The sequence below is a fragment of the Hoeflea marina genome (assembly GCF_003182275.1).
Classification (GTDB): domain Bacteria; phylum Pseudomonadota; class Alphaproteobacteria; order Rhizobiales; family Rhizobiaceae; genus Hoeflea; species Hoeflea marina.
Window position 1 is genome coordinate 252,265 of record NZ_QGTR01000005.1, and the last position, 11,978, is coordinate 264,242.

Annotated in this window: 12 protein-coding genes and 1 pseudogene; 4 read left to right on the forward strand and 9 right to left on the reverse strand. The window is 64.1% G+C overall.

The annotated features are described in order from the left end of the window. Positions 1 to 149: 149 nt before the first annotated feature. Both DFR52_RS19440 and DFR52_RS19445 read left to right on the forward strand, forming a co-directional pair. On the forward strand, positions 150 to 440 hold the full coding sequence (locus DFR52_RS19440; RefSeq protein WP_110033680.1) for a YggT family protein: 291 nt from the start codon (positions 150 to 152) through the stop codon (positions 438 to 440). Beyond that, entirely contained in the window at positions 437 to 754 is a 318-nt protein-coding gene (locus tag DFR52_RS19445; RefSeq protein ID WP_110033681.1) for a DUF167 family protein, read from the forward strand. The genes DFR52_RS19440 and DFR52_RS19445 overlap by 4 nt, the downstream gene beginning before the upstream one ends. Here DFR52_RS19445 and ppa read toward each other — a convergent pair whose 3' ends face one another. The 4 genes and pseudogenes from ppa to DFR52_RS19465 form a co-directional block, all read right to left on the reverse strand. Then, the gene (gene ppa / locus DFR52_RS19450) at positions 755 to 1,288 is read right to left on the reverse strand and encodes an inorganic diphosphatase (RefSeq protein WP_110033682.1); all 534 of its coding nucleotides are present in this window, start codon (positions 1,286 to 1,288) and stop codon (positions 755 to 757) included. Positions 1,289 to 1,458: 170 nt separating this feature from the next. Next, positions 1,459 to 1,965 (reverse strand): GNAT family N-acetyltransferase, encoded by a 507-nt coding sequence (locus DFR52_RS19455; RefSeq protein ID WP_110033683.1) that lies wholly within the window; start codon positions 1,963 to 1,965, stop codon positions 1,459 to 1,461. A gap of 141 nt (positions 1,966 to 2,106) precedes the next feature. Continuing rightward, positions 2,107 to 3,930, reverse strand: a complete 1,824-nt coding sequence (typA, locus tag DFR52_RS19460) for a translational GTPase TypA (protein WP_110033684.1) — start codon at positions 3,928 to 3,930, stop codon at positions 2,107 to 2,109. A 174-nt stretch (positions 3,931 to 4,104) separates the two neighbouring features. Next, positions 4,105 to 4,370, reverse strand: a pseudogene (locus DFR52_RS19465) (alkaline phosphatase D family protein); the annotation flags it as partial. A gap of 144 nt (positions 4,371 to 4,514) precedes the next feature. Between DFR52_RS19465 and DFR52_RS19470 the strand changes: the two are divergent. Next, positions 4,515 to 5,096 (forward strand): VOC family protein, encoded by a 582-nt coding sequence (locus DFR52_RS19470; protein ID WP_110033685.1) that lies wholly within the window; start codon positions 4,515 to 4,517, stop codon positions 5,094 to 5,096. Between the two features lie 30 nt (positions 5,097 to 5,126). Here the strand turns inward: DFR52_RS19470 and DFR52_RS19475 are convergent, their stop codons facing one another. After that, complete coding sequence (locus tag DFR52_RS19475) at positions 5,127 to 7,187, reverse strand: M3 family metallopeptidase (RefSeq protein WP_110033686.1); 2,061 nt, start codon at positions 7,185 to 7,187, stop codon at positions 5,127 to 5,129. A 152-nt stretch (positions 7,188 to 7,339) separates the two neighbouring features. After that, positions 7,340 to 8,569 (reverse strand): argininosuccinate synthase, encoded by a 1,230-nt coding sequence (locus tag DFR52_RS19480; RefSeq protein WP_110033687.1) that lies wholly within the window; start codon positions 8,567 to 8,569, stop codon positions 7,340 to 7,342. A gap of 173 nt (positions 8,570 to 8,742) precedes the next feature. On the opposite strand from DFR52_RS19480, the gene DFR52_RS19485 reads away from it, so the two are divergent. Beyond that, the gene (locus tag DFR52_RS19485) at positions 8,743 to 9,384 is read left to right on the forward strand and encodes a LysE family translocator (protein WP_110033788.1); all 642 of its coding nucleotides are present in this window, start codon (positions 8,743 to 8,745) and stop codon (positions 9,382 to 9,384) included. Between the two features lie 8 nt (positions 9,385 to 9,392). Here the strand turns inward: DFR52_RS19485 and DFR52_RS19490 are convergent, their stop codons facing one another. The 3 genes from DFR52_RS19490 to DFR52_RS19500 all read right to left on the reverse strand — a co-directional run bounded on the left by DFR52_RS19490 (position 9,393) and on the right by DFR52_RS19500 (position 11,740). Beyond that, the gene (locus tag DFR52_RS19490; RefSeq protein WP_110033688.1) at positions 9,393 to 9,857 is read right to left on the reverse strand and encodes a hypothetical protein; all 465 of its coding nucleotides are present in this window, start codon (positions 9,855 to 9,857) and stop codon (positions 9,393 to 9,395) included. Positions 9,858 to 9,863: 6 nt separating this feature from the next. After that, a complete protein-coding gene (gene rlmN / locus DFR52_RS19495; protein WP_245415416.1) occupies positions 9,864 to 11,069 on the reverse strand; it encodes a dual-specificity RNA methyltransferase RlmN in 1,206 nt (401 codons plus the stop codon). Positions 11,070 to 11,236: 167 nt separating this feature from the next. Next, positions 11,237 to 11,740 (reverse strand): invasion associated locus B family protein, encoded by a 504-nt coding sequence (locus DFR52_RS19500; RefSeq protein WP_110033690.1) that lies wholly within the window; start codon positions 11,738 to 11,740, stop codon positions 11,237 to 11,239. Positions 11,741 to 11,978 lie beyond the last annotated feature (238 nt).

Sequence of the window (11,978 nt, forward strand, 5' to 3'; positions counted from 1 at the left end):
GGCCTGAGCACCCGCGCCACCGATTTGTGCCGGCCGTCAACCGGTATCGGTGGTTTCCTGCCAATCTGCCACCTTTGAGCCGCCGCCCGCCCTTGCCGCGATGGGATCGAGTGGCTACATGTCAGCCACTCGAATTGACGGAGACGTACATGTTCGCCCTTTTCAGCACCATCGATTTTGCTCTCGGCCTCTACACCTGGATCATCATCGCCAGCGCCATCTTCTCCTGGCTCTACGCCTTCAACGTGGTCAATTCCAACAACCGCTTTGTCGCAATGATCGGCGAGTTTCTCTACAAGGCAACCGAGCCGGCGCTGCGCCCGATCCGCCGCATCATGCCCGATCTTGGCGGTCTCGACATCTCCCCGATCATCCTGCTGCTGATCATCATGTTCCTGCGCACCTTTCTTGCCACATCGGTCATGCCGCTGTTCCTGTGAGTGACTGGCTGCGGCTGGGGAAAGGGCGGGTCCTCGTCGAACTGCGGCTGACGCCGGGCGCGGGCGCAGACGGTTTCGCCGGCCTGGCAGGCGACGCCGACGGCAACAGGCATCTCAGGGCGCGGGTGACGGCGATCGCCGAAAAGAGCAAGGCCAACAAGGCGGTCATTGCCCTGTTGTCGTCCCGACTGCGGGTGGCCAAGAGCAGCATAAGCATCGTCTCCGGCCCGACGAGCCGGATCAAGAGCATCGAGATCCTCGGGGACCCCGACGCTCTTGCCGCCCGTCTCAGGGAGATTGCGGCGCAGGCCTGATCAGGCCTTCGACTTGGCCCGCTCGATTGCCTCGACGATCAGTCGGCGCGCCACCTCGGCATTCTGCCAGCCACCGATCTTCACCCACTTGCCGGGCTCCAGATCCTTGTAGTGCTCGAAGAAATGCTCGATCTGCTGCATGGTGATGTCGGGCATGTCGGTGTGTTCGTGGACATCCTTGTAGCGCTTGGTCAGGTGCGGCGACGGCACGGCGATGATCTTTTCATCCTGGCCGGCATTGTCTTCCATCACCAGCACGCCGATCGGACGCACATTGATGACACATCCCGGGATCAGCGGCCTTGTATTGGCAACCAGCACATCGATCGGATCACCGTCGTCGGACAGCGTATGCGGGATGAAGCCGTAATTGCCCGGATAGGTCATCGACGTGTAGAGGAACCGGTCGACGACCAACGTTCCGGCTTCCTTGTCCATCTCGTATTTGATCGGCTGTCCGCCGACCGGCACTTCGATGATGACGTTGACGTCGTGGGGTGGCTTGTCGCCGATGCTGATGGCGTCTATGCGCATGACTGCTCCGATCCAGTGCACAGCCTTGGCGCCCGCATGCGGCTATGGGCCGACAGTCTGGGGATGCCTTGGCGAAAGAGACACGCCGCGGCTTGGCGGGCAAGTGCGGCATTCACCGGCGGGATACAGACAAACCGGCCGGAACGCAATCGGACTTTCGCACTGCAGCATCAGCTCCAGGCAAAGGCGACCTTCTTCAGCGTCTTGCCGTCGAACAACTCGAAACCCTCTGCCAGATCCCGGCCGCCCTGGCCGTGATAGAACGCCATCGCCGGGTCATTGTCCTCGAGACACCACACCACCGATCCCTTGCAGCCCAGCGACGACAGCAGCAGCCGCGCTTCGGCGAACAGCTTCCGGCCGAGGCCGACGCCCTGGTATTCGGGACGCAGATAGAGTTCGTAGATCTCGCCCTCCTGCGGCAACGAGCGGGCGCGGTTGAGACCGAGGGTGGCATAGCCGGCAACGGTGCCGCCGACATCGAGCAGCAGGATGCTGGTGGAGCCGCGAATGGCCCGCCGCCACCATGAGACGTTGCGGCGCTCGAGCATGGCGCGCAATGTCCTGTAGGGCAGGATTCCGGCATAGGCATACTGCCAGGAAGCCCGGTGGGTCTCCGCAATCGCAGGGGCATCCGCTGGCTCAGCGTGCCTGATCTCGATGGTCAGTGCGTTCATGCAGCCACGTTACCGGTCAGAGCCCGACCCGCGAAGCGCTGATGACCTGCGCGGGCCGACTGCCCACAGCTTTGTTCGGTGGACAACCGGCCGAAGGTTAACGCCTCGTTAACCTTCGGCGCAAGTGCTGCATTGTAATGATCAGGCGACGCCGGTCTTGGACTTGCCGAACCGCTTGCGGTCGTTGGCGTCGAGATAGCGTTTGCGCAGCCGGATCGAGACCGGAGTCACTTCGCACAGCTCGTCGTCCTGGATCCAGGACAGGGCGCGGTCGAGCGTCATCCGGATCGGCGGGGTGAGCTTGACGGCCTCGTCCTTGCCGGCGGAGCGGATGTTGGTCAGCTGCTTGCCCTTGAGCACATTGAGCTCGAGGTCGTTGTCGCGGGTGTGGATGCCGATGATCATGCCGGCATAGACCTTTTCGCCCGGCTCGATGATCATCGCGCCGCGGTCTTCCAGGTTGAACATGGCATACGCCACCGCTTCGCCCGACTGGTTGGACAACAGCACACCGTTGGTACGGCCGGCGATGTCGCCCCGGTAAGGCTGGTAGCTATGGAACAGCCGGTTCATCACCGCGGTGCCGCGGGTGTCGGTCAGCATTTCCGACTGGTAGCCGATCAGGCCGCGGGTCGGCGCATGGAAGACCAGACGCAGGCGGTCGCCGCCGGAGGGACGCAGTTCGATCATCTCGCCCTTGCGCTCGGACATCTTCTGAACGACGACACCGGAATGGCCTTCGTCGACGTCGATGACCACTTCCTCGATGGGCTCGAGCAGCTTGCCGTTCTCGTCTTCATGCATCACCACTCGCGGACGCGACACGGCCAGTTCGAAGCCCTCGCGGCGCATGGTCTCGATCAGCACGGCCAGCTGCAGTTCGCCGCGGCCGGAGACGAAGAACGAGTCCTTTTCTTCAGACTCCTCGATCCTGAGCGCCACGTTGCCTTCGGCTTCGCGCATCAGGCGGTCGCGGATGACGCGGCTCGTCACCTTGTCACCCTCGGTGCCGGCAAGCGGACTGTCATTGACCATGAACGACATGGTCACGGTCGGCGGATCGATCGGCTGCGCCGTCATCGGCTCGGTGACCGAGGGATCGCAGAACGTGTCGGCCACGGTGCCCTTGGTGAGCCCGGCGATGGCGACGATGTCGCCCGCATGGGCTTCCTCGATCGGCTGGCGCTCGATGCCGCGGAAGGCGAGAATCTTGGAAATGCGGCCGGTCTCGACGACCTTTCCCGACTGGTCGAGCACCTTGACGGGCTGGTTCGACTTGATCGAGCCCGATTCGATGCGGCCGGTGATGATGCGGCCCAGGAACGGGTTGGCTTCAAGCAGCGTGCCGATCATCCGGAACGGACCTTCGACCACGGTCGGCTCGGGCACATGTTTGAGCACGAGATCAAGCAGCGGCGCCAGACCTTCGTCCTGCGGGCCCTCGGGATTGAGGTTCATCCAGCCGGCGCGGCCCGAACCGTAGAGGATCGGGAAGTCGAGCTGGTCGTCGGTGGCGTCGAGCGCGGCGAACAGGTCGAAGACTTCATTGATGACTTCTTCATGGCGGCCGTCCGGACGATCGATCTTGTTGATGACCACGATCGGGCGCAGGCCGACCTTGAGCGCCTTGCCGACCACGAACTTGGTCTGCGGCATCGGGCCTTCGGAGGCGTCGACGAGCACGATCGCGCCGTCCACCATCGACAGGATGCGCTCGACTTCGCCGCCGAAGTCGGCGTGGCCAGGCGTGTCGACGATGTTGATGCGGTTGCCCTTCCATTCCACCGAGGTGGCCTTGGCAAGGATGGTGATGCCGCGTTCTTTTTCCAGATCGTTGGAATCCATCACGCGTTCGGCGACGCGCTGGTTCTCGCGGAAGGAGCCGGACTGCTTCAGGAGTTCGTCAACGAGGGTGGTCTTCCCATGGTCAACATGGGCGATGATCGCAATATTGCGGATGGACATGGGTCTCACTCGGGATCGGGGGAGCGCAGGGACGCGCTGGTTCCAGTTGGCGCGTCCATACATGGAATTTCGCAAATGCGAAAGGGAAAACCGGAAAGCTTGGTTTATATGGCATCGGCCGGGCCTGCTGTCGACGCGTCCTTCAGCCCGGCGTGCCCGCCATGCGTGTGGCCGTCAGGCGCTGCGCACCGGATCGAGCGTCACCTTGTACAGCTTCGCCTCGCCGCGATCCATCAGCCGCACCGTCAGTTGCTCGCTGTCGCCGTCGATGTCGACGAGGCCGAAGAGCTGCAGTCCCATGGACGGCGACAGATCGGCGCCCTCATCGGCCGCCGGCGCCTTGATGTATTTGAGTTCGAACCGAAAGTCTGGTCGAGGTCGTCGGGACCGAAGGTGCCCACGTGCAGCGGGCCGGAGACGAATTCCCAACACGGTTCGAAACCATCTCGCCACCTGCCGACCCCGGCAACCCGCCGGTCACATTCCCGTGGCACGCGACGTCGGACGGTTGTAAAATGCGGCGATGCACCGCGATCGCGCAGGGTGAGGCGGTTGCTCGGGACAGTCAGCTACAGGAGAGCAGGATGCGGACACTGCAGGCACAGGGAATACATCACATCACGTTTGTCGGAGCGGACCGGCAGACCTCGATAGACTTCTGGGAAGGCGTGCTCGGAATGCCGTTCGTCTTCGAACAGCCCAATCTCGACAACGCCTCGGAAAGCCACCTCTATTTCGATCCCGGGGACGGAAGGCTGATCACGGTCTTCACCAATGATGAACGCCGGCCCGACCGCACCCGCACCTCGACCGAACCGGGCGCCGTGCACCACCTTGCCATCAACGTGTCGAGAGCCACCTTTTCCCAGGCCATGGAGCGGCTGGCGGAACGCGGCATAGAGCACAGCGGCGTCAAGGACAGGGGGTTCATGGATTCGATCTACTTCAGCGATCCGCTGGGATTCCTCGTGGAGCTTGCCGCCTATCGGTTCGAGCCCCCGGCCGGATCCTCCCACGCCGAAGTGCTGTTCGAGGCCCACAGGATCCGGGTCGAGAACGGCGACCGCAGCATCGCCGAGATTCACCTCGCCGACGCGATCGAAGCGATCATCGCCAGATCGCGCCCATCGCTGTCAAAGGACAGGGCGCCGGAACAGGCCGGTTGACCCGTTGCGGCACCCGAATCCCGCGGCCTGTCAGGCCAGCCCGCGCTTGGCGAGCATCGCGTCGGCGGTGGGCAGCCGGCCACGGAAGGCGACGTAAAGCTCACCGGGATCGCGGGTGCCGCCGGTCGAGTAGATCTCCGACTTGAGCCGCTCGGCGGTTGCCGGATCGAACGGATCGCCTGCCTCCTCGAAGGCGGCGAAGGCATCGGCATCGAGCACCTCCGACCACATGTAGGAGTAGTAGCCTGCCGAATAGCCCTCGCCGGAGAACACATGCAGGAAATGCGGGCTGGCGTGGCGCATGACCATGGCCTTCGGCATGCCGAGGCGCTTCAGCGTCGCGGCCTCGAACCCGACAGGATCGATGGCGCCGGTGACGGTGTGCCAGGCCATGTCGACCAGCGCCGAGGCCGTGAACTCGACCGCGTTGAAGCCGGCATTGAAGGTCTTGGCGGCCAGCACCTTGTCGAGCAGCGCGCGCGGGATCGGCGCGTCGGTCTCGAAATGCCGCGCATGCTTCTCGAGGATTTCCGGCACCATCAGCCAGTGCTCGTAGAGCTGAGAGGGAAGTTCGACGAAGTCGCGCGACACCGAGGTCCCCGACAGCGACGGGTAGGTGACGCTCGACAGCATGCCGTGAAGCGCGTGCCCGAACTCGTGAAACAGCGTCAGCGCGTCATTCAGAGACAGCAGCGCCGGCTTGCCGGCCGACGGCTTGGAAAAGTTCATCACGTTGAGGATGATCGGCGTCTCGCCGGCCTTGCCCTCCGCGGTGGTCAGGCCGTGCTGGGATTGCAGCGCGCTCATCCAGGCGCCGGAGCGCTTCGACGGCCGCGCGTAATAATCAGCGATGAACACCGCCAGATGCGCCCCCGACCTGTCTCGCACATCGAAGACACGGGCATCGGGGTGCGGGCCGGTGAGTTCCGGCCTCTCGGTCAGGGAAATGCCGAACAGCCGGCCCGCCACGTCGAAGCAGGCCTCGATCATGCGTTCCAGCGACAGGTAGGGCTTGAGCTCGGATTCGGAGAAATCGAAGCGCCGCGCCTTCAGCTTTTCGGCATAATAGCGCCAGTCCCAGGCCTCGACCGGGTGGTTGGCGCCGTCTTCCGCCACCAGCGCCTCGAGATCCGCCTCTTCCTCGCCGGCCTTCTTCACCGCCCGGGTCCAGACGTCGCCCAGCAGCTCCTCGACCGCTTCGGCGGTCTTGGCCATGGTGTTGTCGAGCTTGTAGGCCGCATAGGTCTCGTAGCCGAGCAGTTGCGCCTTCTCGGTCCTGAGCGCGATGATCTCGGCGATCAGCGCCGCATTGTCGGTGGCCCCACCGCCGGCGCCCCGGGCGATCCACGCCTTGAACGCCGTCTCGCGCAGGTCGCGCCGGGCACTCAGCGACAGGAACGGATCGATGATCGAGCGCGACAGCGTGACGGCATATTTGCCGGGATGGCCGCGATCGCTGGCCACCGCCGCCATGGCGTCGCGCAGATAGTCCGGCAGGCCTTCGAGGTCCGCGTCCTGATCGAGCAGCAGCAGCCATTCGCTCTCATCGGCGAGCACGTTCTGGCCGAACTGGGCGCCGAGGCTGGCGAGCCGCTCGCCCACCTCCGCCAGCCGCTTCTGGCCTGCGGCATCGAGCCTGGCGCCGGACTTGACGAAGGATTTCCACACCCGCTCCAGGAGCCGTTGCTGTTCCGCATCGAGTGCGAGGCCATCCCGTCCCTGGTAGAGCGCGTCGATGCGGGCAAACAGCTTCGGGTTCATGGCGATCTTCGAATAATGCCGCGACAACAGCGGCGCCATGTTGCGCTCCAGGTCCTGGATCACCGGGTTGGTGTCGGTGCCGGCGCGGTTCCAGAACAGCGACGAGACATGACTGAGCTGGTCGCCTGCCAGTTCCAGCGCCACCAACGTGTTGGCGAAATCGGGGGCGTCCGGATTGTCGGCGATCGCCGCGATGTCGGCGTCGTGGCCGGAAAGGCCGATGTCGAATGCCGGGGCGAAGGCGTCATCGCGGATCGTGCGGAAATTGGGCAGGCCGAGCGGGCCGCTCCAGTGGAAGACGGGGTCGAGATCGGGCGCGGGCTGAGTCATGACAATATCCTGTTGAACTCCGCATGTAGGCGGGCGCGGCACCGCCTGCAACCGTCCAGCGTCGATCCGCCGCCCTGGGACCGCAATCAGCCTTGCGCGGACTGCGGGGCGGGGCCGTCCGGGGCGGGATCACCCGCCCCGGTGCAGGCCTGTCAGGTCCGACGGTTGCGCGCGGCCAGGGTGCGCAGGCGCAGCGCGTTGAGCCGGATGAAGCCGGCGGCGTCCTTCTGGTCATAAGCGCCGCGGTCGTCCTCGAAGGTGACAAGCGCATCGGAATAAAGCGACTTGTCGCTCTCGCGGCCGGTGACCATCACATTGCCCTTGTAGAGCTTGAGCGTGACTTCACCCTCGACATGCTGCTGGCTCAGGTCGATCGCCGCCTGCAGCATCTCGCGTTCGGGCGAGAACCAGAAGCCGAAATAGATCAGTTCCGCATAGCGCGGCATCAGCTCGTCCTTGAGATGGGCGGCACCGCGGTCGAGCGTGATCGATTCCATCGCCCGGTGGGCGGTGAGCAGGATGGTGCCGCCGGGAGTCTCGTAGACTCCGCGCGACTTCATGCCGACAAAGCGGTTCTCGACCAGGTCTAGACGGCCGATGCCGTTGTCGCGGCCATGGGTGTTGAGTTCGGCCAACAGGGTGGCCGGGCTCATCCGGACGCCGTTGATCGATACCGCGTCGCCCTTCTCGAAGCCGACCTTGATGATGGTCGCCTTGTCGGGTGCTGCTTCCGGCGAGATCGTGCGCATGTGCACGTATTCCGGGGCTTCCATCGCCGGGTCCTCCAGCACCTTGCCCTCGGAGGAGGAGTGCAGCAGGTTGGCGTCGACCGAGAACGGGGCCTCGCCCATCTTGTCCTTGGCCACCGGGATCTGGTGCTCCTCGGCGAACTTGATCAGATCCGTGCGGCTCTTGAAGGTCCAGTCGCGCCAGGGGGCGATGATCTTGATGTCGGGGTTGAGTGCATAGGCGGAGAGTTCGAAGCGGACCTGGTCGTTGCCCTTGCCGGTGGCGCCATGGGCAATGGCGTCGGCGCCGGTTTCGGCGGCGATCTCGACCAGACGCTTGGAAATCAGCGGCCGGGCGATCGAGGTGCCGAGCAGGTAGACGCCTTCATAGACGGCGTTGGCGCGGAACATCGGGAAGACGAAGTCGGAGACAAATTCCTCGCGCACGTCCTCGATATAGATGTTCTTGTCGGGGATGCCGAGCATCTCGGCCTTCTTGCGCGCCGGCGCCAGCTCTTCGCCCTGGCCGAGATCGGCGGTGAAGGTGACCACTTCGGCGCCCAGCTCGGTCTGCAGCCATTTCAGAATGATCGACGTGTCGAGCCCGCCCGAATAGGCGAGGACAACCTTCTTGACGTCCTTGTGCGATACCATGGGATCAAAAGTCCTGTTCTGTGACGGTGCGGCCGCCCTGCCGCGATGCGGCGGCACTTTAGCCAGAAAGCTTGCGGATACAAGCTTGCAATGGTCGCGAAAGCATGGAATCGGGTGGCGAATGCGGCCAGATCGCCGATGATCGGTGCCGGGTGATGGGAGAGAGCGCCATGATCGAATATCTGCCGGACCTGTCAACCTTTCTCGCCTTCTCGGCCGCCTCCCTGGTGCTGGCGATCACGCCCGGCCCCGACATGACGCTGTTCATCTCGCGCTCGCTGTCGGATGGGCGCATAGCAGGCTTTGCCTGCGTGTTGGGCGCCATGACCGGCATCGCCATCCACACGCTGCTGGTGGCGCTTGGGCTGTCCGCGCTGGTGGTGGCTTCGCCGATGGGGTTCTTTGCGCTCAAGGTGGCAGGCGCCGCCTATCTGTTGTGGCTGGCGGTCCAGGCCCTGCGCAAGGGATCGAGCCTGACTGTGGCCCACGCGGCCGCCAGCGGCCGCAGCCTCGGTTCGAACTGGGCTCAGGGGCTCGGCGTCAACCTGCTCAACCCGAAGATCATCTTGTTTTTCATGACCTTTCTTCCGCAATTCGTCGCCGCCGGCGATCCGCTGATCGCCGGCAAGCTGATCACGCTCGGCCTGCTCTTCGTGCTCGAATCGGTGCCTGTGGTCATTGTCATCGTGCTCGGCGCCCACGGCATCTCGTCGTGGCTCAAGCGCCAGCCGAAGGCGATGCGCGTCGTCGACTGCGTTTTTGCGGCCGTCTTTTCCCTGTTTGCGGTGCGCATCCTGTTCGCCCACGCCCGCTGACATCGGCCTCAGCCCTGCGGCGGAGGCTCCGGGCTTTCGCTCGGCAGCCAGCGTCCGGCGCGGCAGCCCGTGACCAGCCAGTAGATCGACGCGCCGACGATCCCGCAGGTGACCAGCACCGCGATCATGTTGATCGGGATGTCGCCGCCCTCGGCGAACGGCACGGCGCACAGCGCCAGCGTCATCAGCGCCCCGGCGACAGCATGGCTGAGCCAGTCGCGCAGGCGCAGGAATTCGAATAGGAAGATCAGCACCAGCGCCGGCACCAGTGCCGCCCGGGCGAACAGGCTGGAAACGCCGAGCACGCCGATAATCAGCGTCACCGTCATCTCGACCTCGTCATAGCGACCGAAATCCTCGGGCTGGATCAGCCGGGCGAGGAACGCGTAAGTCGTTCCCGCGGCAATGCAGGCCACGAAGAACCCGACTCCGATGGCGATGAAGCGCAGGAACAGCCGGGCGAAATTCCCCATTCCCGGTCAGTCCGCGCCGTGGCCGGCGATCATCGCGGCTTCCATCGCCAGCCGGTCCGTCTTGCGCATGCGTTCTGATTCAGACTTCAGCTGGCCGCAGGCCGCCGAAATGTCGCGGCCGCGCGGGGTGCGGATGGGCGAGGCGTAACCGGCATGGTTGACGAAGTCCGAGAACGCCTCGATCTGCTCCCAGTCCGAGCATTCGTGCACCGATCCGGGCCATGGATTGAAGGGGATCAGGTTGATCTTGGCGGGAATGCCCTTGAGCAGCCGCACCAGGTCGCGGGCGTCCGCCAGACTGTCGTTGACGCCCTTGAGCATCACATATTCGAACGTGATGCGGCGTGCATTGGAGACGCCGGGATAGGCGCGGCAGGCCGCCAGCAGCTCGGCCAGCGGATATTTCCGGTTGATCGGCACCAGTTCGTCGCGCAGCTCGTCGCGGACCGCGTGCAGCGATATCGCCAGCATGACGCCGATCTCGTTGCCTGCGCGCGCGATCTCGGGCACCACCCCCGACGTCGACAGCGTGATCCGGCGCTTGGACAGCGACAGGCCGTCGCCGTCCGATGCGATCAGCAGCGCCTTCTTGACGTTCTCGAAATTGTAGAGCGGTTCGCCCATGCCCATCATCACGATGTTGGAAACCTTGCGGCCTTCCGCCGGGGCGATCATGCCGACCGGCGTGTCGCGGTCGGGGAAGTCGCCGAGCCGGTCGCGGGCAATCAGCAGCTGTGCCAGAATCTCTTCGGCGGTGAGGTTGCGCACCAGCTTCTGAGTTCCGGTGTGGCAGAAGGTGCAGGTCAGCGTGCAGCCGACCTGGCTGGAAATGCACAGCGTGCCGCGCCCTTCCTCGGGAATGTAGACTGTCTCGATCTCCACCGGGCGCCCGGCGCCGCGGGAGGGAAACCGGATCAGCCATTTGCGGGTGCCGTCGTTGGAAATCTGCTCCTCGGCAATCTCCGGCCGGGCAATGGAGAAACGCTCGGACAGGAGTTCGCGCAATTCGCGCGAGATGTTGAGCATGTCGGCGAAGTCCGAGACGCCGCGCACATAGAGCCAGTGCCAGATCTGGCTGACCCGCATCTTCAACTGCCGCTCGGCCACGCCGTGGGAACGCAGCGCATCGACCATCTCCTCGCGGCTGAGTCCGATCAGCGACGCCTTCTCGCCGGCGGCTGGAGTTGCCACCGGGCGGCTTGCCGGGTTCATGAGATCAAGGGAGACGGCCATGGTTTTGTTCGCACATGTTGGAGGATTGCGGCGCTGTAGCAGGTTTTTGCACCGGCGTCACCTTTGCTCGACACGCTGCACGCGCTTGCCTGAAACGCAAGAGAGCCGGTTGCCCGGCTCTCTTGACGTCTCGGTCCGCAGCCGGATCAGTTGCAGCTGGCAATCTGGTTGAGCGCCGCCGTCACACCCTTGAGGGAATAGCTGTAGGAGGTGTTGGTGCCGCGCCGCGACACCGCCTTGACCGTCATCGCCGTGCCGGCCTTCATCGCCGCCACCAATTGCGGCTCCTCGGCGGCGTTTTCCACCCAGGCCGAATTGCCGCGGGTGAAGAGGGTGAAGCTTCGGCTGTCGATGACGACATTGATCTTCGAGGCCTCCTGCAACGGATAACCCATCATCGCCTGCGGCTCATAGCTGACATTCTGGCCGGGGCGCTGCGAAATCAGAAAGAAGATGTCGCCGTGATCGACATTGGCGGGCGTCGAGCTTGTCGGCACCGACAGCACGTAGCAGACCTTGGCGTTGCCCGACGTATAGGAATAGGCCCCCCAGGCATCAAATTGCTGAATGCGGGTCGGCGATTGTGCGGCTGCGGCTGCGGTCGTCGCGAGAACCACCGTGAGTGCGGCTGCAATTTTCTTCCCAAACATAGCTATCCTACCGGTTTCTGATCCCGTGACGTCTCTCCCGCTCCGCCACAATGACGACGGAGCGATGTGAATCGATTGGTTCATATTGACTTAATCCTGGTTACCAAACTGTCAAGAAATGGCGAAATCCGGCCGGAATTCCGCGACATGTTCCGTTTTCCCACGCGGAACCGCATCGAGCGGAGGGTCGGCAATGGGCTGTTCACCACTTCGTTACGGACTGTAACGCGACGAATCC